Origin of the sequence: Candidatus Dactylopiibacterium carminicum, from assembly GCF_014736495.1 — a bacterium.
Lineage (GTDB): Bacteria > Pseudomonadota > Gammaproteobacteria > Burkholderiales > Rhodocyclaceae > Uliginosibacterium > Uliginosibacterium carminicum.
This window is the reverse complement of the sequence record NZ_MDUX01000012.1, coordinates 1-18,956: the sequence shown is the minus strand read 5'-3', so window position 1 is coordinate 18,956 and position 18,956 is coordinate 1. Positions and strand designations below refer to the sequence as shown.

Here is an 18,956-nt window from a genome sequence, read left to right as displayed (position 1 = left end):
GACAGCGTGCCTCCGCGCTGATCGTCCAACGCTTGCAGAAAGGAATACCGCATGACCCCGCAACCCGCGCACTCCGCCCGCAGCCGCATCGGGCGGCCCCGTGCCATCGCGCTTTCCATCCACCTGATGCTTGCGGGTATTGCCGCCGGCATGCTCCCGCCGGGCAGCGCGCAGGCTGCCGAGCAGAGTACGGCGGCACGCCGGCCTTTCAATATTGCTGGCGGCGCCCTGGGCGACGTGCTGGCTACCTTCGCTGCCAGGGCCGGTGTCAGGCTCTCCTTCGATCCGGCCCTGGTGGCGGGGCGCCAGAGCAGAGGCTTGCAGGGCGAATTCTCCGTCGATGAAGGCTTCACACGCCTGCTTGCCGACAGCGGCCTGGAACTGGATGCCGTGGGCGGTGGCGTGTATTCGCTGCGCAAACGTGCGGCACCCGTGGGCGGTGAGACGCAACTGGGCAAGGTGGTGGTGACGGCCGGCGTCGAACGCGCCAGCGAGCTGCCTGCGGCCTATGCCGGTGGCCAGGTGGCGCGCGGTGCGCGTCTGGGCACGCTGGGCAACGTTGACGTGATGGATGCGCCGTTCAATGTTACGGCCTACACCGAACAGACCATCGTCGATCAGCAGAGCGGCACGGTGGCCGAAGTGCTGAGCAACGATCCTTCCGTGCGTTTCACCACCAGCGATGGGCACAACGCCGAGAACTTCACCATCCGCGGTTTTGACGTGAACTCCACGGAACTTGCCTTCAACGGCATGTATGGAATGCTGCCGGGGGCGCACGTCCCCACCGGATTCCTGGAACGGGTCGAGGTGTTCAAGGGCCCGGCCGCCATGCTCTCGGGTATCTCGCCCAGTGGTTCGGTCGGTGGTGTGATCAATCTGGTGCCCAAGCGTGCCGGTGATACGCCGATCACCCGCGTGACCACCAGCTACCTCTCCGATTCCCGCCTCGGTCTGGCGCTGGACGTCGGCCGCCGCCTCGGCGAGGAGCAGCGCTTTGGTGTCCGCATGAATGCTTCCGTCAGCGATGGCAATACCACGCTGGAGGATCAGACCAAGCGCGAGCATTTCTTCTCCCTCGGCCTGGATTGGCGGGGGGAGCGCTGGCGTGCCGAACTGGATGCCTACACCTCGCGCCAGAAGCAGACCGATGGCAGCCCGCTGATGGTTGGGTTCGGCACGCTCGGCCATGTGCTCGATGCGCCCGATCCAACCAAGAATGCCTTGCGCGGCACTTACGCGACTCAGGAAACCAACGGTGTGAGCACGCGTGGCGAGATCGATCTGACTGATCAGTGGACGGCATACGCCGCTGCCGGCACGGCCAGCTACGACTACAAGGGTTACCTCAATGGCACGCGCGTGGTGGTACTCAACGACGCTGGCGATGCGCGCGGCCAGACCTATCACCAGAAGGGCTTCACCGAGAGCATCTCGGCCGAAACGGGCGTGCGTGGCAGCTTCGTCACCGGCGAGGTCGCGCACAAGCTTACGCTCAGCACTTTGCTGCTCAAGACGCGCAGCGGCCTGGCGTCCGCTGTCACCAGCAGCAGCTACACCACTAATATCTACGATCCGATCACGCCGCAACTGGCCGGGCCCTACGGTACGGCGAACCGCTCGGCCGACAACTCCTTCAGCAGCCTGGCGGCCGTGGATACGCTGGCCATGTTGCAGGATCGCCTGCTGGTCACGCTGGGTGCGCGACATCAGCGTGTGCAGCAGAAGATGTCTTCCCCTGCCTATGACAAGAAGGCCATCACGCCGCTGGCAGGCATCGTCGTCAAACCCTGGGGCCCCTCTCTTGCCTTTTACGGGAATTACATCGAAGGGCTGAGCCCGGGGGTTACGGTCGGCTCCACCTACGCCAATGAGGGCGAGGTGCTGGCGCCATACAAGACCAAGCAGGCCGAAGTGGGGGTCAAGTGGGAGTACGGCAGCTTCACCAATACCCTCAGTCTGTTCCGTATCAAGAAGCCGTTCACGGTGTCGGTGGCCAGCAGCAGCGGAGGCAAGTCGACGCTGGTACTGGATGGCGATCAGCGCAATCAGGGCGTGGAGTGGAACGTCTTCGGCCAGATCACGCCCAGCCTTCGGGTGCTCGGCGGCGCCGCCTATACCAAGGCCCGGCAGGAACATGCCTCGACGGCGACCAACGAAGGCAAGGACGTGCCCGGTGTGCCGGTCTGGACGGCCAATCTCGGCACCGAATGGGATACCCCCTGGGTGGCCGGTCTGACACTGAACACCCGCCTCACCCATACCGGTGCGCAGTACCTGGATGAAGCCAACAAGCTTGAAATCCCCGCCTGGAATCGCTGGGATTTTGGCGCTCGCTACAGCACCCGCATCGCAGGCCGGCCGACGGTGTTCCGCGCCAACGTGGAGAACGTGACCGACGCGCATTACTGGTCCGGCCGCTTTGGCGATGGCTACGCCACGCTGGGGGCTCCGCGCACCTTCAAGCTCTCGGCGACGGTGGATTTCTGAGCCAGAGGCCAGGGCCCCGCCTTTTCATCTGAAGCTTCGCTTGCGGCAGGCTCCGCGTCCCGTGAGGGATGCGGAGCCTTTTTTTCGTCGGACCGCGCGCTGCAAGCCGTAGCGCGGCGCTGCAGGACGGACGAAGACGGCGCCGGGGGAGTCGTTGCTGCCGTATTATGGCAAGAATGATATTTGAATCATCAACCGCTTCCATGGGGAGGAAAAATGTCCATCACACAGAAACTCCTGCTTCTGGCGTCCACCGCCATTCTTGCCATCCTCGTCGTCGGTGGCATGGGGGCCTACAGTTCCCGCCAGGAGGCGCAAGCCCTGGCGCACGCTGGACCAGCGCTCCATCCCCGGCCTGCACCTGATGCATTCGATGCGCTCGGATCTGCAGCAGGCCTCGATCAACCTCTTCCGCCATCTGGTGGCTACCGATCCGGCGGTCCGCGCCCAGATCGAGCGCGAGCTTGAGGATATCGCACAGAGTCTGCGCAAAAACCTCGGTGCCTACGACGGCATGATCCGTACGCCGCGCGGCCGCGAGCTGTACATGAAGGAGCAGGCTTTGCTGGAGGAATATCTGGGCATGCTTGCGCAATATCTGGCGGCTTTGCGGTCCGGCAGTGCGGCGACCGATCTCTCCGGCCCGATGGGCGCCAAGCGCGCGGAGCTCGCGAAGGTGTTCGACGAGCATCTTGCACTGAATATCACGACGTCTTCGCAGGAAGCCAATGCTGCCGTTGCAGGGGCCGAGCGCAGCTTCGGCACCGTCATCGGTATCGTCGTGCTTTCCTTGTTGCTCATCGGCGCGGTCAGCTTTGCGATCATCCGGGGCATTCGAGGTGCGCTCGGCGACATCCAGCGCACCATGACGCGCATCGAGCGCGAGCTGGATTTCCGTCTGCGTGCCAGGGTGCTGGGGCGCGACGAGATCGCTACCGTATCCGGTGCGCTCAACAGTCTGCTGGAGAAGCTCTCCGGCAGCTTTGCCAGGATTGCCCAGCATACCGCCCGGCTTGCCGGCGCCTCCGCGCAGATGGCCACCAGCGCCGAGCAGGTTGCCGGGGCTGCGGCGCAGCAAAGCGATGCGGCTGCCGGCATGGCAGCCAACGTCGAGGAAATGACGGTCAGCATCAATCATGTCGGCGACCGTTCCGCCGAAGCACGCCAGCTCTCCCAGCAGTCCGGGCAACTCGCCAGCGATGGTGCGCGGACCATCGCGGAGACTGTGGAAGATATCAATGCCATCGCGCGTTCGGTAGCCGATGTATCCGGGCGCATCAGCGAACTGGAGGCCCATGGAGACAGCATCTCTTCCATCGTTTCGGTGATCCGTGACGTGGCCGATCAGACCAACCTGCTGGCACTCAACGCGGCCATCGAAGCAGCCCGTGCCGGCGAGCAGGGGCGGGGTTTCGCGGTGGTCGCGGATGAGGTGCGCAAGCTGGCGGAGCGCACTGCGGGCTCCACTACCGAAATCACCGGCATGGTCGAGGCCATTCGTGAAGTCTCCAGGGAAGCCTCGCGCAGCATGGCGGAAGCGGTCGCCATGGTCCGCGCGGGCGTGGAGCGTGCCGGCTCGGCCAGCAGCGCGATCCAGCGGATCGAGACCGGCAGCCTCGATACCTTGCAGAGAGTGGAAGAGATTGCCGATGCCATCCGCGAACAGGGCATGGCCAGCAACAACATCGCCAGCCACGTCGAACGGGTCGCCCAGATGGCCGAGGAAAGCAGCGCCGCGGCCGGCAGCAGCGCGCGGACAGCCGGGGAGCTCAACACCCTGGCGCGTGACATGGAACAGATCATCGCAACCTACAAGGTCTGAACTGTCGCGGCCCGGTTCGTCGTCAGCCCGCGTATTCGTGGCGCAGCATCGCCATCAGCACCAGCGATTCGCGTGTGTCGCCCGGACCGGTGAGGCATTCACGCAGCACGCCTTCCTCCACGAAACCCATGCTGCGATAGAGCTGCCGTGCATGCGTGTTCTGCTGCTTCACATCCAGCCAAAGGCGATGGGCGCCAAGTTCCAGAAAGGCAAGTTGCTGGAGGCGGGCCAGCATCCGTCTTCCCGTGCCTCGGTGCTTGTCCGCCACCACGATGCGGCGCAGCTCCAGTGAGCGATGCTCTGATTTCCGACCGAACAGCATGCTGAACCCCAGGCGTACGCCGGCGGCATCGACCGCGATGCGATGTACGCAGTCGGCGTTCTGCAGCGCCTGCAGATGCTGATCGGCGGACCACGGGAAGATGAAGGGCGCGGCATCGGCCTGTGCTTCGCAATCCAGCACGAAGGGGATGTCGGCTTTCTGTGAGGGGATGAGGGTGATCGTCATGTGTGCGGCAGTATAGCCAGCGGGGCCGGCGGCGGCGGTTGCCCCGGCCACAGCCGGGCGTCATGGGGCCTACCCTTTCGGCCGTGGCTGAAAGTCCATAGCAGCGTTCTAGTCACCAAAAACGCCTGCCGGAGGATGCTCGGGTGGACTATGTTGCGTGATTGAAAGCGTGGCATCAGCCACGTGTGCGGATCGAGGTGGAGCTCTCTTCCTATGGCAGCGTTTTCCTTTGATGTATCCGCTTCCGCCGCAGATCAGGCGCTATTGATCGCACTGGACCGGGCGATGCTGATCGCTGAGTTCGATGTCGAGGGCATCCTGCGCAGGGCCAACCGGAATTTCCTGGAGGCATTGGGATACTCGGAGGAAACCGCGCTGGGGCGCCACCACCGCCTCTTCTGCCAGCCGCACGAAGTCTACAGCGCAGCCTATCCATTGTTCTGGCAACGGCTGTTGCACGGGCAGGTCTTCTCCAATCTCTGTGAGCGGCGTCACGCCGATGGCAGCAGCCGGTGGCTGGAGGCAACCTACTCGGCCATCCGGAATCCGGACCAGCAGATCGTCGGCGTGATCAAGATCGCGACGGACATCACGATCCGCGCGGCACTGGAAGCGGGCCTGCACGAGCGCAACCAGCGTCTGGCAATGGCCACGGATGCTGCGGATGCCTCCATCGTCATGTGCGATCAGGCGTGGCGGATCGTGTATGTGAACGCCGGCTTCACGCGGATGTTCGGCTGGAGCCAGGAAGATGTGATTGGCCGCGAGCCGGTTGCCCTGCTCGGAGCCCATCTTTTCACCGAAGGGGGCGAGGATGCGGTCACCGGACTACTGCGCGGCCAGACCGTACACCGTGAGGAGATCGTCCACGGCCGGGATGACCAGCGCTATTGGGTCAGCATTGCCACCCAGCCAGTGCTGGACTCCCGGGGAAGCCTGCAACAGACGGTTTCCCTGATCAGTGACATCACCCGCCCCAAGCTCCACGAAGTGTTGCAGCAGCGGGTGCTGGAGGCCATGGCGCACGATCAGCCCCTGGTCGATGTGCTGGACCTCGTGTGCCGTGAAGTCGAACGGATCGCTACTGATGTTGCAACTTCCATCCTTGGCCTAGACGAGACCGGGCACCTGCATCCGTTGGCCGCGCCCCATCTGCCGAAATCCTATGGCGAGGCTCTGGACGGGCTGGAGATCGGTGCCTTCGCCGGCTCTTGCGGCACTGCCGCCTATCGCAACGAGCCGGTCATGGGCGACGACATCGAGCGCGACCCGTTGTGGGCAGACTACAAGCAATTGATCCTGCCGCTGGGCTATCGCGCCTGCTGGTCGTCACCGATCCGCGCGCCCGAGGGGCATGTGCTGGGAACCTTTGCGCTGTATTTCAAGGAAAAGATGCAGCCGACCTCCTTTCACGAGAAGCTCCTGGATACCTGCAGCCATCTGTGTGCGATCGCCATGGAGCGCGAGCAGGCGCGGGCCAGGATCCGCCACTTGGCCTTCTATGACAGCCTTACCGGGTTGCCAAACCGCAGCCTGCTGCTGGCCAAGGCGGATCAGGTGATCGCCATCGCCCAGCGCGAGAAGCGTTCATTGAGCGTGCTGTTCATCGACCTCGACCGTTTCAAGCAGGTCAATGACTCCCTCGGACACAACGCCGGCGACGAACTGCTGTGCAGTATCGCCAATTGCTTCAAGCAGGAATTCCGGGCATCGGATGTCGTCGGGCGCCTCTCGGGCGATGAGTTCGTCGCCGTGCTGATCGCGCCGACGGCCAGCATCGGCATCGCCATGTTCCCTGCCGACGGGCGTGACATGGAAACGCTGATCCAGCATGCCGACATGGCCATGTATGAGGCCAAGACCAGCGGCCGTGGCTGCTTCCGCTTTTTCAGCCACGAGATGAACAAGCTTGCGCAGGAACGCCTCAGGCTGGAAAGCGCCCTGCGCGAAGCGCTACGCGACGGCCGCGGCCTGCAGCTCCAGTACCAGCCCCAGATCAATCTGAAGAACGGAAAGATCTACGGCGCCGAAGCCCTGGCGCGCTGGAAGCATGCCGAGCTGGGGGATATCTCGCCGCGCAACTTCATTCCGCTGGCGGAGGAATGCGGGCTGATCTCCGAGTTCGGGCGCTGGGCACTCGACGAAGCCTGCCGCCAGCTCTCGCAATGGCGCGCGCAAGGCCTGGAGATCCCGGCCGTTTCCGTGAACCTCTCACCCACCAGCTTTCACAACCTCGATCTGCCACGCATGATCATCGAGACGCTTGCCCGCTATCAGCTCGCACCTGCCGACCTGACGCTGGAGATCACCGAGAGCGTGCTGCTGGATACCAATCCCACCACGTTCAAGACGATCCATGAAATCCACGCGCTGGGGTTCCGGCTCTCCATGGACGATTTCGGCACCGGCTACTCCAGCCTGAGCTATCTGCGCCGTTTGCCCGTCAGCGAGATCAAGCTCGATCAGAGCTTCGTCGCCGACCTCGAACACGACGACACCGCACGCACGCTGAGTGAAGCCGTCATCCGCATCGGCGAGAGCCTGCGCCTGACGGTTATCGCGGAAGGCGTGGAAAACGCGTTCCAGCGGCAGATGCTGAAAGCCCAGGGGTATGACGTGGCACAGGGCTTTCATTACTCGCCGCCGTTGCCCGCCGAAGCGTTCGCACGCTGGCTGGCAGACCATCAGGCGGGTGAGGAAGATGTCGACGCCACCGGGTGAGGGGACCGGGGGCCACGCCTATCCCCGTCCGCCCGGCGCCCGTTCCTGCAGAGCCAGCATCACATCGGTCTTGGAAACGTAGCCGCGCAGTCGGCCATCGAGGTCCAGCACCGGCAGGCGTTCGCCGCTGTGCTGGGCGAAGGTGGCGAGGATCTCGCCGAGGCCGGCATCCAGGCTGACGCGCGGATAGTCGCGGCGCAACAGCCCGGGCGGAATGGCGACGGCACTGGCGCCGTGCTCGCGCTGGAAGGGGCCGAAGTCGTGCAGCGACAGGGCGCCGATGAAGCGGCCACGGGGGTCATGCACATAAAGATGCTGCCAGCGGCTGGCGAGGAAGGCAGCCTCGGCCTCGGCGGGCGTGGCGGTCTCCGGGATCATCGGTGGCGCCGCGCGCAACAGGCTGGCGGCGTCTGGCTCCGGCACCGCGACGGGCAGGGAATGCGAATACAGCGATTCGGCGCGCAGCAGTTGCTTCAGGGCCGAGGCGCATACGCAGACCAGCAGCAGCGGCAGGATAATCTGTGCGTTGCCCGTCATCTCGAAGATCATCACCGCGGACATCAACGGCGCATGGCTCGCAGCGGCAAGAAAGGCGCCCATGCCGGCGGCCACCCAGGCCGGCATCGGCACGGCGCCGGGCCACAGTTGTTCCATGCCGATGCCGAACAGCCCCCCCAGCGCGGCGCCGACGAACAGCGTGGGCGTAAACACGCCACCCACGGCACCAGAGCCGGTGGCCGCCCCCGTGGCCGCAAACTTGAAGGCCAGGATGGCGAGCAATGCCGGCCATAGCCAGCCGCCTTGCAGGATGGCGTTCACCACGCTGTAGCCATTGCCCCAGACGCCGGGCTCGACGGTGGAGACGATTCCGACGATCAGGCCGCCCGCGCCCAGGCGTAGCCACAAGGGGCCGCCGAGCCGGGCGAAAGGCCGTCTGGCCAGCGCCAGCAATTGCAGATAGACCGGCGCACACAGGCCGGCCACCAGAGCCAGGCCCAGGAAGGGCAGGGCGTTGAGCCCAAGCACCAGTTCAAAGACCGGCATCTTGTACAGCGGAGCGAAGCCGAGAAACTGGTGGACGGTGAGATTGGCCACCACCGAAGCAACAATCAGCGGCCCCAGTGCCTCGATGGCGAAGGAGCCGAGCACGATTTCGGCGACGAACAGCGCCCCGGCGATCGGCGCGTTATAGGCTGCACTGAGACCCGCCGCCGCACCACAGGCCACCAGCAGGCGCAGCCGTTGCCGTGGCATGCGGCGCCAGCGGCCGATCAGCGAACCGGTGAGCGCAGCCAGTTGCACCATCGGCGCCTCTCGGCCGATGGAAGCGCCGGAAGCGACCGACAGCGCCGAGGACAGCGCTCTCACCAGCGAGGCACGCGCGCCGATGTGCCCGTCACCCAGCGTGATCGCCTCCATGTAGTCGCGTTTGTCACCCGGAGCGTCGAAGCGTTGCGCCCAGCGCAGTACCAGCCCGGCGGCCACACCCCCGGCCGCCGGAATCCACAGCCGATGCCACCATTCCAGCCCGCGCGCCGTGGCCACCAGCCCGTCCGCACGGCCAAACCAGAGCATGCCCAGGCCATGCAGTAGTTCGCGGAAAGCCACCGTGGCCAGTGCGCCGAGCAGGCCCACCAGTGCCGCCGCCAGCAAGGTGGCCGGCAGATCGCCGGCAGGCAGGCGTTCGAGCAACAGCAGGCGCAGGCGGTTGAGGCGGGCAAGCATGGCGGGAAGGTGGCTGGGGGACGCCGGCATTGTACGGCGTGCGTGTCGTGGCCCTGATGCCGGCAGGCCACGACAGTGCTATCGGCCTTGTTGCGCCACGATCTGGCTGCGCCCTGCCGGTAGTTGCACGCGCAGGCGGCCATCGGTGAGACGTTCGGCGGGTTGCACGGTGTTGAATCCGGCGGGCAGGGTCAGGCGAGTGGCGCCGATCAGGGCAAAGCGCAGTTGCCTGCCGTCGCGGATGAAGCTTGCGGCCTGGCCTTGCAGCTGCCAGCCGGCGGCGCTGACGCGCAGTTCGTCCTGACGTGAGATGAGTACGATCTCTTCATGCTCGCCGGCCTGCAGACGCAGCGCGTGGCCTGTTTCTGCGGCGATGGCCTGCGCGCGTGCCGGCGCGGGCTGCTGCGCCTGCCCGGGTTGCAGCACGGTGAGGAATTCCTGTCTGGCGGCAGGGGTGCGGGTCACGGCGGTGAAATGCCATTCGCGTGGCATCTGTTTCTCGTAGGCCGGTAACACGGGGGGATCGAAGGCGTCTGTCTGGCTGAAGGCGAGTGCATCGGCGGCAGGGTGCAGGAAGCTCAGATCCAGGCGGGCATTCGGCATGCTCACGCGCACCTGGCCGTTGGCCGGATCGAGCTGCATCTCGCGGCGCGCGTGCAGCAGCCACTGGTAGCTGACGGGCGAGGGCGCGGCCACTTCGTCGAGGATCACGAAGTAGCGCCGGTCGACGAACAGCACATGGCGCAGCGCACGTGTGGCATGTGGCTTGTAGGCCTCCAGTGCGTCAGCGCTGATGAAGCCGGTGCGCGGCAGGTCGACGAAGCGCAGGATGCGGCCGGTGGCGCTGGCGTCACGCAAGCGCTGACCTTCGCCGCCGAAGAGGATGGCGTTCTTGGCGCGGGTCTGGCGCGTCCAGCCGGTGTGGTGCGCGCTGCCGTAGAACTCGCGGTAGCCGGAGCTGATGGCCAGTGGCTCGCCGAAGGCGTTGAGGACGAAGCTGTTCTGGTCCGAGAAGGCGTGCGAGGCCGTGCCCAGCGGGCTGGCACGCAGGGCAAACATGATGTCCTGGCCGGCGTTGCCCAGTGCGGAGTGCAGGGTGGCGATACCGATGTCGTCGAAAAGCCGGCCTTGCGGCAGATCGGCGAGCGAGCCGGCGGGCAATCTGGTTTGGGTGCTGCGGAAACGATGAAGCAGGGTATCGAAGGCGTTGAAGTTGTAATAGCCGAAGTCGCCGGGCAGCTTCTGCGCCATGGCCTGTGCGAAGGCGACCGGTCGGGGATCGTCGTCAAGCAGGCCAAGCTTGGCGAGCAGCAGGGCCACGCTGGAGTTTGGACGCACCAGATTGTTGAGATCGCCGAAGGAGCTGCCGGCATAGGGCATCTGGTTGTAGACGGCGTAGTAGGCGGTGTTGCGCCAGAAGGGGCGGGCCAGCGGCTCACCGTGGCCGAGCAGGGCCAGGCCTTCGAGGAAGCGCAGGTGCTGGGTGAGGCCGGTGCCCCAGTAGTTGAGCCCTTCGGCCCAGCCGCCAGCGGGGCCGCCCCATACCGGGAACTGGCGCAGGTAATACTCGTAGCTCCAGGCCAGCCAGCCGGGCGCAGCCTTGTTCTCATGCAGCAGCGCCAGCCCACCCTGGCCCAGCGTGGAGATGAAACGCATCGGGTGGCTCAGCGAGTTATCGGCCGGCGTGGGCTGGGTGAGGCTGAACTTCGGCTGGATCTGGGATGCGAGCAGAGTGAGGCGACTGGCGAGTGCGGCGGAAATGGTGGCACGCTCGTCGCTGCTGAGCGCAGGCCATACCCAGTCGTAGGCGAAGATCATCGGCCGCAGATGCTGGATGAACAGCTCGTCGTTGGCGCGGTAGGTGTCGCGATCGATCTTCCAGCTCGCCAGATGCAGCAGCCAGCGTGCGGGGCTTCGCGCGCGTAGGCCGGGTCTTCACTGATCAGCCAGGCCAGCGCGTAACGCTGCGCCCAGGTGCCGACCTCGTTGGCTGCCTGGTAGCCGGCGCGCCAGCGCTGACTGCCCTCCGGGCTGCCATTCCTGACGGCCTCGGGCTGCGGGATCAGCGCGCGGGGCGTCGTGGGCGGCAGCAGCAAGCCGGCGAGCTTGCGTCCTTCGGCATCCGCCGGCAGCGCTTCGCGCACGAACTCGCGTAGCGCGGGCAGATCGATCGGGCGCAACAGCAGGCGGGGGTGCTCGTCGGCAAGGCTGGCCACAAGGGCGCTCGCGCGGCGGGCGACGAGCTGATGGTCATCGTCGGCCCGGGCGCTGAATACGCTCAGGCTGATGCACAGGAGGATCAACAGGCGGCGCATGGCGAAGGCGATCGATTGCGAGAAGGATGGCGTATTGCGGCAGAAGCCGGCGCTGCCGGCCAGTGCGGGAAACCCGCCGGAGGCTTCAATCGCGGAATTGCGTGAATCCGCTCGCCGGTATGCGCGGCAGCACGAGCCGGTTTTCCGGCGCATCGGGGTCGGCATGGCCCAGCGACATGCCGCACAGCACCATCTGCGCCTCGGGGATCTGCAATTGGGCGCGGATCACCGGATGGTATTCGGTGAAGGCGGCCTGCACGCAGGTGTCCAGCCCGGCGCCGCGCGCGGCGATCATCAGCGTTTGCAGGAAGGCGCCATAGTCGATCAGGCTGCCCTGGCCCAGTACGCGGTCCAGCGTGAAGATCAGGCCCACGGGGGCGTCGAAGAAGGCGTAGTTGCGCGCCCATTGTTCCTGCATGCGGGCGTTGTCACCTTTCTCGATGCCGAGCAGCGAGTACAGGCGCTGGCCGGTGTCGCGGCGGCGGGCGCGGTAAGGTTCGGTCCATTGCGCGGGGTAGTAGTCATACTCGCCGCGGCGTTCGAAACTCGGGTTGGCGAATTCGGCCAGCAGCGCATCCGTGAGCTTCTGCCTGGATTCCCCGGTGAGGACGTAGACGTGCCAGGGTTGGGTATTCACGCCACTGGGCGCACAGGCGGCGAGATCCAGCAAGTGGAGGATCTGTTCGCGGGGCACGGGCGTGGGCAGGAAGCGGCGGATGGAATGGCGGCTGCGGATGGCGTCTTCCAGGGGTTCGGCGATGCGACTCATGGTGGCGGCTGACTGAACGAAGAAAGGGGGCGACGGTCCATGCGGTGGTCCGTCATTGCCCGCGTGGGGTATATGACGGCAGCCACAGACCAACGGGCCGATAATGTGAGCCTGTCCGGGCCATACGGCAAGCCAGAATGGAGAACGAGATGCCCCCAAGCCTGCGCGTGATCGCGCTTTCCCTGTTTTGTGTCACTGCACCGGTACTCGCGCAGCAGACTGCCCGCGTGAGCGCCGTCACCCTGTATCCGGGGCTGGCCACCGTGGAGCGCAGCGTGCGCGTGGCGGCCGGCGCACGCACACTGGAGATCGGGGGGCTGCCCGCCGGTTTCGACGTGCGCACGCTCAACATCCAGGCCGACGATGGCGTGCGCCTGGGTGAGTTCTCGGTGCGTGACGTGCCCTCGGCCGAGGCCGCGAGCCCGCGCCAGGCCGAGCTGGAAACCCGCCGCGAAGCGCTGTCGGACCGCATCGCGGTGCTGGACGTGGAACGCCAGTCGGCCGAGCTGGTGACGAATTACCTGCAAGGGCTGGGGCAGGCCAATGACACCCCGCGCCCGGATGCGAAGACCCTGGGCTCCACGCTGGATGCCATCCGCCAGGGCGGCGGCGATGCCTACACGAGGATCCAGAAAGTGGCGGTGCAGAAGCGCGAGCTCGAGCGTCAGCTCGCGGCCGTACAGCGTGAGCTGGACCAGATCGCCGGCAAGAGCCGGGATACCCGCAGCTTGCGTCTGAGCCTGGCTGCGGAGCGTGCCGGCGAGATCCGCGTGAGCTATCAGTTGCCTGGTCCGGGCTGGCAGCCGGTGTATCGCGCCAGCCTGGATTCGGCCAGCGGGCAGCTGCTGATCGAGCGCCAGGCACTGATCGCACAGGCCAGCGGCGAGGACTGGAGCGATGTGGACCTGCGCCTGTCCACCGGCCAGCCGCGTACCGCGCCGCAAGGGCCGCAACCCTGGCCCTGGCAGCTCTCGCTGCGCGAGCCGCGTCCCCAGGCCCGGGCCGCGACCATGGCATTGCCCGCAGCCCCCCTGATGGCCAAGTCGGCAGAGGCCGACAGTGCCATGCCGGAGGCCCCGCTGTTCGAGATCGGTGAGCTGCAGGGCATGTTCGCCACCGAGTTCGTGGTGCCGGTGAAGGTTTCGCTGCCCGGCGACGGCCGCAAGCTCACCGTGGCGCTGGGCAACCAGCGCCTGCCGGCGGATCTGCGTGTGCAGGTCACCCCACGCAGCGATGCCACCGCGTATCTGGTGGCCAGCGCAGCGCGGCCTCAGGGCGTGTGGCTGCCGGGGCAGGTACAGCTCTATTGTGATGGTGCCTACGTGGGGGCCACCCAGTGGCAGGCCGACGAAGGCGAGCGCCTGGAGCTGCCTTTCGGGCGTGACGATCTGGTCCGCGTGGAAGTCATCGCGCGCAAGGATCAGGCCGGAGAGGGCGGCTTCATCGAGGCCCGCCGCGAACGCCAGCTCGGTAATGACTACGTGATCAGCAACCGCCACGGCCAGCCGGTCACCCTGCTGTTGCTGGAAGCCACGCCACTGGCCGGTGACAACCGCATCCGTGTGGAAAGCCGCTTCACGCCGCAGCCCACGCAGCAAGACTGGCAAAGCCGCCGTGGCGTGCAGGCCTGGGAGCTGCCGTTGGCTGCCGGTGCGAGCACACGCATCAGTACCGAGTACCGCATCAGCTGGCCGCGAGAGGCGATCATCGACGGGCTCTGAGCGTTTCTTCCCGCATGCAGCCATCCGGCGCATGCGGATTCCGTGTAACTGACATGCAAGGAGGTTTCATGGCTTCAATCAAACTGCTGGGTATCGCGGGCAGCCTGCGCCAGGCATCCACCAACCGCGGCCTGCTGCGTGCCGCACAGGCCAATCTGCCCGGAGGCGCCACCCTGGAGTTCGCCGAACTGGCGGACGTGCCTTTCTACAACCAGGACATCGTCGAGCGGCCCGCTGCGGTAAGCCGCGTGCTGGCACAGATTGGTGCGGCAGATGCCCTGGTGCTGGCGAGCACCGAGTACAACTACTCGCTGGCCCCCGCGCTCAAGAACATCCTCGACTGGGCGTCGCGCGAACCGAACAACGCGCTGCTTGCGGGCAAGCCCGTGGCATTGATGGGGGCTGGCGGGGGCATGGGTACCTCGCGTGCGCAGTATCACCTGCGGCAGGTCTGCGTCTTTCTCGATCTGCAACCGCTGAACAAGCCCGAAGTCTTCGCCAACGCCTTCGCCGGCGGCTTCGATGCCAATGGCAATCTGACCGACGAGAAACTCGCCAAACTGGTCGGCGAGCAGATGCAGGCATTGGTCGCCAAGGTGCAGGCGGCACGCTGAATCAGGTTCCGACGCAAATAGGTCTCCATGCCCTCCCGTTTCACAGGGGCGCTGCTCTCCTCTGGATTTTGGCCTTGAGAGGGGCGATAGCAAAAAAGCCCGGCCACCGCGAGGTGCCGGGCTTTTATCTTGTACGAGTGGAGGGCTCAGGCTTTTTTGATCAGACGCACGATGTACAGGAGGATGATCGCGCCGACGGTGGCGGTGACGATGGAGCCGATCAGGCCGTGGGAAGAGAGACCCAGCAAGCCGAAAGCGAAGCCGCCGATGAAAGAGCCGACGATGCCGACGATGATGTTGCCAAGGATGCCGAAACCGGCGCCCTTGGTGAACTGGCCGGCCAGCCAACCCGCGACGGCACCGATGATCAGGAAGATGATCAGGGACATGCTGCCTCCTTCTGTGTGATGGCTATGTCTTTCAGACCGTAGCCCACGAATTTGTGAAGATCAATCGGACACCGGGCGCCTGGAGGCGAAGTTTGCCCGCCAGATAGCGCGTAATGCGAGGGCGAGAAGAATGCCTGTGGCATCTGCCAGCCAGTCCTGCACGTCACCCGAGCGCCAGCCGGTGGCGGCCTGGGCGAATTCGACGAATGCGCCGAACAACCCGAGCCCCAGGCTGATCCGCCAGTGGCGTGCCGGGTAGGCGGTGAAGCCGAGTGTGCCGAGAACAAGGAAGGCCAATGCGTGCTGGGCTTTGTCCCACCAGTCGAAAAGACCGGGCGGCAAGCGTTCGCCAGGCAGCAGTGCCAGGATGAGGAATGCCAGGGTGGCGAGCCAGAAACCTGCGCGGCTCAGGCGGGAGATGCGTTGGAGAAGTACTGGATCGTTCATCGGAGGCAATGCCGGAGAATGCTCGCCATTCTGCCCGAGGCCATGCGACATGCGGTCTCCGGCTGACCTTCCTCGTGCGTCATTCCCCGCCGCGCTCGACGGCCGTCAGCCGTTCGACGAAACGCTGTGCCGGCGCCGGGAGTGCCTTGAAATCCAGTGCGTAGAGATTCAGCGCGCGCAGGGCCCAGGGGTCGGTGAGTTCGGCTGCGTGCAGGCGGCGCTCACCGAGCGCCTGGAAGGCGCCCAGCGGCATTACGCCGATACCCATGCCGCATTCGATCATGCGACACATCGCCGACAGGCTGTCGACCTCGATGCGCTGGCGCAGGCGGCGGCGCTGCTGGCGTGCCACACGGTCCAGCGTGGCCTGCACGGTGCTGCTGCCGCGCATGGCGATCTGCTCGAAATCCAGCGACTGCACGTAGCTGAGCTTTTTCAGCCGTGCCAGCTGATGGCTCTCCGGCATCACCAGCACCAGGCGCTCGGTGCGGTAAGGGCGTGATTGCAGCGGAGCCACCTCTTCGCAGGGGCCGCAGATGCCCAGCTCGGCTTCGCGGTGGAACACCGCATGGGCCACGTCACGGCTGCTGCATTGATGCAGGTCGATGCGGATATCGGGATTGGAGTGGGTGAATACCGCCAGGTCGGAGGGCAGGAACTGCTCCACGGCCGAGGCGCTGGCACTCAGACCAGACGCACGCGCCCGTGTACGCCGTGCGAGAACTCGGTGAGGTCACCACGTAGCCGCTCCACACCATCGAGGATGCCGTGATCGTGCTGGGCGAGCTGCTCGCCGACGAAAGTGGGGCGCACGCCACGTGCGTGACGCTCCAGCAACGGCGCATCAATCACGTGCTCCAGTTCCGAAATGCGCTTGCTCAGTGCAGAGGCCGCGAGCTGGCCGCGTTCGGCGGCGCGCGCGATGCTTCCGCTCTCGCAGATGAGGACGAAGAGATCCAGGGTTCCCAGATCCAGCTGCCGCAGGAAACTGCGTGAAGAAAGAAGAGAGGACATTGTTTCTGCCTGCCTTTCAGAACCTGTTCATCGCCTGGCTGCGAGCCCTGATCAGGGACTCCTGTACTGCTCTTCACTCTGCTGAGGGACTCTCGCGACAGACTTTGAACAGGCTCTCGATACCTGGTGCTTGACTGCACGGTTTCTTCTAGCAGGAAGCGTGCCGCGCAGCATTCCGGGGCGTCAGCCATCGTCAACGGGCATGGCTGGCCGGAGATTTCTGAACTTCTCCTGCGCCCGCCCCGGCGTGCAGCATGTGGCTTTGACGACTCCGGAAACGGATGCTGCGATGCAAGCCTCTCTGCTTTCTCCTTCCCGGTCCGCCCGTGTGGCCGAAGTGCTGGTTGCACTCGGCGCGGTGCGCATCACCACGGCGCAACCCTTCATCTACACCTCCGGCTGGGCAAGTCCGGTCTATGTCGATACCCGGTTGCTGATGTCCGATGTGGCCTTGCGCCGCGAGGTCATGGACATTGCTGCCGAAGGGCTCATCCCGCTCGTGGCCCGCCAGGGCATCAACGCCATCGTCGGTGCCGAAAGCTCCGGCATCGCCGTGGCCGCCTGGCTGGCCGAGCGTCTGGCGCTGCCCTTGCTCTATCTGCGCAAGCGCCCCATGGGCTGGGGAAACTCGGCACGCCTGGAGGGTCGCCTGCCGGACCAGGCCTGTCTGCTTCACGTGGATGACGTGACCACCGACGGCCGCTCCAAGGTGGCCGCTGCCCAGTCGTTGCGTGGTACCGGCGCACGGACCGCCGACAGCCTGGTGCTCGTGGACTACGCGATCTACCCGCAGAGCCGCGAACTGTTCGCCGAACACAACCTGACCCTGCACGCGCTGACGAGCTGGGCGCACCTGCATGCGGCGCTGCTGGCTTCCGGCAAGCTCGATGCGGAAGAGGCCGGAACCCTCGCCGCCTTCAGCGCGGACCCCGTGCAATGGTCCATCGAACACGGCGGGGTGGGCGCATGAAGACACAGGAAACCCTGGCCCTCACCATTCTTGAGGACATTGCCGCGCTCAGTCGCGACGGCGAAGGCATCACCCGTGAAAGCTATGGCGAAGGCGAAGAGCGCGCCATGCAGGCCATCGAGGCCCATGCCCACGCGCTTGGCTTTGCCTGTGAGCGTGATCGTTTCCAGAATCTGTGGATGCGCCTGCCCAACGATGCACGTAGCGAGCCACCGGTGGTCATCGGCTCGCACATGGATTCCGTGCCGCAAGGGGGCAACTACGATGGCCTGGCCGGCGTGCTGGCCGGCATGCTGGTGCTCGACCGCCTGCGTGATGATCCGCAGGCCGCCCCACCGGTGCGCGTGCTGGCGCTGCGTGGCGAAGAAAGCGCCTGGTATGGCAAGGCCTACGTCGGCTCGCTGGCACTGCTGGGTAAGCTGCCGGCCAGTGCCCTGGCGCTGCGCCACCGCAGTGGGCAAGGTACGCTGGGCGAGGCCATGGCCCGTAGCGGTGTCGATGTCGATGCCGTGGCGCGTGGCTGGCCGTCGACGGTGGTCACGGGGATCCGGGGCAACATCCGGCACACCCGCGTGCGCTGTCTGGGCGAAACCGGCCACTCCGGCGCCGTGCCGCGCTGGCTGCGGCACGACGCGGTGCTCGCCACGGCAGACCTGCTCTCGCGTATGGACGAACACTGGCGCGTGTTGCTGCAGATGGGCATGGATCTGGTGATGACCTTGGGCATATGCACCACACCGGTGCGCTCCCATGCCGTTTCGGTGATCCCCGGTGAAGTCGAATTCAGTTTCGAGGTGCGCAGCCAGGATGCGGACACGCTGGAGCGCTTCCATGCGCTGATGCAGGAAGAGTGCCGTGCGGTGGAAAAGGCGCGCGGTGTGCGCTTCGAATTCGACAAATCCATCCGCTCGGCGCCGGCACGCATGGACGAGGCCTGGATCGGGTGTCTGGAGCAGGCGGCCGAGACACGTGGTACCCCCGTGGAACGCCTGCCCAGCGGGGCCGGGCACGATGCCGCGGTGTTCGCCAATGCGGGCATTCCGGCGGCGATGGTTTTCGTACGCAATGCCCATGGCTCGCACAACGTGCATGAAGCCATGGAGTGTGCCGACTTCCTCGATGGCGTCGACCTGCTGTGTCGCGCGCTGCTGGCGGCTTGAGGCGGATTGGCGGTTTTGTATGCAATCCAGGCACAGAAACTGCTCAGGTCCTTGCAGAGCACCGTGTCTGGACATGACCGGCGCTGCCGGTTCCGGCTTCACCTTCGTTCCGGGACTGGCATTCGGAACGTTCTTCTCTCCCCTGTCCGTTTTTGAAAGGGCTGCACCATGAAGTTTTCGAAACGCAATTTCTTTTCCGCGCTCTGTCTTGGGGCGCTTGCCCTGGCGCTGTCGCCGCGCAAGCGCAGGACGCATTGTCCGGGGTGCTCAAGAGCAAGACGCTCAAGATCG

The 18,956-nt window shown here is 65.6% G+C and carries 17 protein-coding genes; 7 read left to right on the top strand and 10 right to left on the bottom strand.

Annotation, left to right across the window (positions count from 1 at the left end):
* Positions 1-51 precede the first annotated feature (51 nt).
* Both BGI27_RS05415 and BGI27_RS05410 read left to right on the top strand, forming a co-directional pair.
* Positions 52-2,490, top strand: coding sequence for a TonB-dependent receptor (locus BGI27_RS05415; RefSeq protein ID WP_095523880.1), 2,439 nt, complete (start codon positions 52-54; stop codon positions 2,488-2,490).
* A gap of 280 nt (positions 2,491-2,770) precedes the next feature.
* Positions 2,771-4,312, top strand: a complete 1,542-nt coding sequence (locus tag BGI27_RS05410) for a methyl-accepting chemotaxis protein (protein ID WP_223871624.1) — start codon at positions 2,771-2,773, stop codon at positions 4,310-4,312.
* Positions 4,313-4,334: 22 nt separating this feature from the next.
* Here the strand turns inward: BGI27_RS05410 and BGI27_RS05405 are convergent, their stop codons facing one another.
* On the bottom strand, positions 4,335-4,820 hold the full coding sequence (locus tag BGI27_RS05405) for a GNAT family N-acetyltransferase (protein ID WP_095529765.1): 486 nt from the start codon (positions 4,818-4,820) through the stop codon (positions 4,335-4,337).
* Positions 4,821-5,033: 213 nt separating this feature from the next.
* On the opposite strand from BGI27_RS05405, the gene BGI27_RS05400 reads away from it, so the two are divergent.
* A complete protein-coding gene (locus BGI27_RS05400; protein WP_095523877.1) occupies positions 5,034-7,541 on the top strand; it encodes a sensor domain-containing protein in 2,508 nt (835 codons plus the stop codon).
* A gap of 18 nt (positions 7,542-7,559) precedes the next feature.
* Here the strand turns inward: BGI27_RS05400 and BGI27_RS05395 are convergent, their stop codons facing one another.
* The 4 genes from BGI27_RS05395 to BGI27_RS05380 form a co-directional block, all read right to left on the bottom strand.
* A complete protein-coding gene (locus BGI27_RS05395) occupies positions 7,560-9,266 on the bottom strand; it encodes a ClcB-like voltage-gated chloride channel protein (RefSeq protein ID WP_170942947.1) in 1,707 nt (568 codons plus the stop codon).
* A 78-nt stretch (positions 9,267-9,344) separates the two neighbouring features.
* Positions 9,345-11,108 carry a heparinase II/III domain-containing protein gene (locus tag BGI27_RS05390; protein WP_239591105.1) on the bottom strand — a complete coding sequence of 588 codons (1,764 nt, stop codon included), beginning with the start codon at positions 11,106-11,108 and terminating at the stop codon, positions 9,345-9,347.
* Positions 11,081-11,581 carry a hypothetical protein gene (locus tag BGI27_RS05385; protein WP_095523874.1) on the bottom strand — a complete coding sequence of 167 codons (501 nt, stop codon included), beginning with the start codon at positions 11,579-11,581 and terminating at the stop codon, positions 11,081-11,083. The genes BGI27_RS05390 and BGI27_RS05385 overlap by 28 nt, the downstream gene beginning before the upstream one ends.
* 85 nt (positions 11,582-11,666) lie before the next feature.
* Positions 11,667-12,350: a nitroreductase family protein gene (locus BGI27_RS05380; protein ID WP_095523873.1), complete on the bottom strand. Its 684-nt coding sequence runs from the start codon at positions 12,348-12,350 to the stop codon at positions 11,667-11,669.
* A 149-nt stretch (positions 12,351-12,499) separates the two neighbouring features.
* Here BGI27_RS05380 and BGI27_RS05375 point away from each other — a divergent pair, with 149 nt between their 5' ends.
* Together BGI27_RS05375 and BGI27_RS05370 are read left to right on the top strand one after the other, a co-directional pair.
* The gene (locus BGI27_RS05375; RefSeq protein ID WP_170942948.1) at positions 12,500-14,071 is read left to right on the top strand and encodes a DUF4139 domain-containing protein; all 1,572 of its coding nucleotides are present in this window, start codon (positions 12,500-12,502) and stop codon (positions 14,069-14,071) included.
* A gap of 68 nt (positions 14,072-14,139) precedes the next feature.
* Positions 14,140-14,685 (top strand): NADPH-dependent FMN reductase, encoded by a 546-nt coding sequence (locus BGI27_RS05370; protein WP_095523871.1) that lies wholly within the window; start codon positions 14,140-14,142, stop codon positions 14,683-14,685.
* A 146-nt stretch (positions 14,686-14,831) separates the two neighbouring features.
* Here the strand turns inward: BGI27_RS05370 and BGI27_RS05365 are convergent, their stop codons facing one another.
* From BGI27_RS05365 to BGI27_RS17925, 4 genes are read right to left on the bottom strand one after another with little or no spacing between them, the layout of a single operon-like run.
* The gene (locus BGI27_RS05365; protein WP_095523870.1) at positions 14,832-15,074 is read right to left on the bottom strand and encodes a GlsB/YeaQ/YmgE family stress response membrane protein; all 243 of its coding nucleotides are present in this window, start codon (positions 15,072-15,074) and stop codon (positions 14,832-14,834) included.
* Between the two features lie 60 nt (positions 15,075-15,134).
* Entirely contained in the window at positions 15,135-15,572 is a 438-nt protein-coding gene (locus BGI27_RS05360) for a VanZ family protein (RefSeq protein ID WP_223871615.1), read from the bottom strand.
* A gap of 28 nt (positions 15,573-15,600) precedes the next feature.
* Positions 15,601-16,188, bottom strand: a complete 588-nt coding sequence (locus BGI27_RS05355; RefSeq protein WP_239591103.1) for a LysR substrate-binding domain-containing protein — start codon at positions 16,186-16,188, stop codon at positions 15,601-15,603.
* 17 nt (positions 16,189-16,205) lie between these two features.
* Entirely contained in the window at positions 16,206-16,535 is a 330-nt protein-coding gene (locus BGI27_RS17925) for a LysR family transcriptional regulator (RefSeq protein WP_223871614.1), read from the bottom strand.
* A 289-nt stretch (positions 16,536-16,824) separates the two neighbouring features.
* Here BGI27_RS17925 and BGI27_RS05350 point away from each other — a divergent pair, with 289 nt between their 5' ends.
* Positions 16,825-17,505: an orotate phosphoribosyltransferase gene (locus tag BGI27_RS05350; RefSeq protein WP_095523869.1), complete on the top strand. Its 681-nt coding sequence runs from the start codon at positions 16,825-16,827 to the stop codon at positions 17,503-17,505.
* Positions 17,502-18,665, top strand: coding sequence for a M20/M25/M40 family metallo-hydrolase (locus BGI27_RS05345; protein WP_095523868.1), 1,164 nt, complete (start codon positions 17,502-17,504; stop codon positions 18,663-18,665). The genes BGI27_RS05350 and BGI27_RS05345 overlap by 4 nt, the downstream gene beginning before the upstream one ends.
* Positions 18,666-18,763: 98 nt before the next feature.
* Here the strand turns inward: BGI27_RS05345 and BGI27_RS17920 are convergent.
* The coding region (locus tag BGI27_RS17920) for a hypothetical protein (RefSeq protein ID WP_223871613.1) at positions 18,764-18,956 on the bottom strand (193 nt) is incomplete at its 5' end.

Excerpts from the sequence above, each read along its gene's own strand:
- BGI27_RS05415 (WP_095523880.1), top strand. The coding sequence starts at position 52 with ATGACCCCGCAACCCGCGCACTCCGCCCGCAGCCGCATCGGGCGGCCC.
- BGI27_RS05405 (WP_095529765.1), bottom strand. The coding sequence starts at position 4,820 with ATGACGATCACCCTCATCCCCTCACAGAAAGCCGACATCCCCTTCGTG.
- BGI27_RS05400 (WP_095523877.1), top strand. The coding sequence starts at position 5,034 with ATGGCAGCGTTTTCCTTTGATGTATCCGCTTCCGCCGCAGATCAGGCG.
- BGI27_RS05395 (WP_170942947.1), bottom strand. The coding sequence starts at position 9,266 with ATGCTTGCCCGCCTCAACCGCCTGCGCCTGCTGTTGCTCGAACGCCTG.
- BGI27_RS05385 (WP_095523874.1), bottom strand. The coding sequence starts at position 11,581 with ATGCGCCGCCTGTTGATCCTCCTGTGCATCAGCCTGAGCGTATTCAGC.
- BGI27_RS05380 (WP_095523873.1), bottom strand. The coding sequence starts at position 12,350 with ATGAGTCGCATCGCCGAACCCCTGGAAGACGCCATCCGCAGCCGCCAT.
- BGI27_RS05375 (WP_170942948.1), top strand. The coding sequence starts at position 12,500 with ATGCCCCCAAGCCTGCGCGTGATCGCGCTTTCCCTGTTTTGTGTCACT.
- BGI27_RS05370 (WP_095523871.1), top strand. The coding sequence starts at position 14,140 with ATGGCTTCAATCAAACTGCTGGGTATCGCGGGCAGCCTGCGCCAGGCA.
- BGI27_RS05365 (WP_095523870.1), bottom strand. The coding sequence starts at position 15,074 with ATGTCCCTGATCATCTTCCTGATCATCGGTGCCGTCGCGGGTTGGCTG.
- BGI27_RS05360 (WP_223871615.1), bottom strand. The coding sequence starts at position 15,572 with ATGTCGCATGGCCTCGGGCAGAATGGCGAGCATTCTCCGGCATTGCCT.
- BGI27_RS17925 (WP_223871614.1), bottom strand. The coding sequence starts at position 16,535 with ATGTCCTCTCTTCTTTCTTCACGCAGTTTCCTGCGGCAGCTGGATCTG.
- BGI27_RS05350 (WP_095523869.1), top strand. The coding sequence starts at position 16,825 with ATGCAAGCCTCTCTGCTTTCTCCTTCCCGGTCCGCCCGTGTGGCCGAA.
- BGI27_RS05345 (WP_095523868.1), top strand. The coding sequence starts at position 17,502 with ATGAAGACACAGGAAACCCTGGCCCTCACCATTCTTGAGGACATTGCC.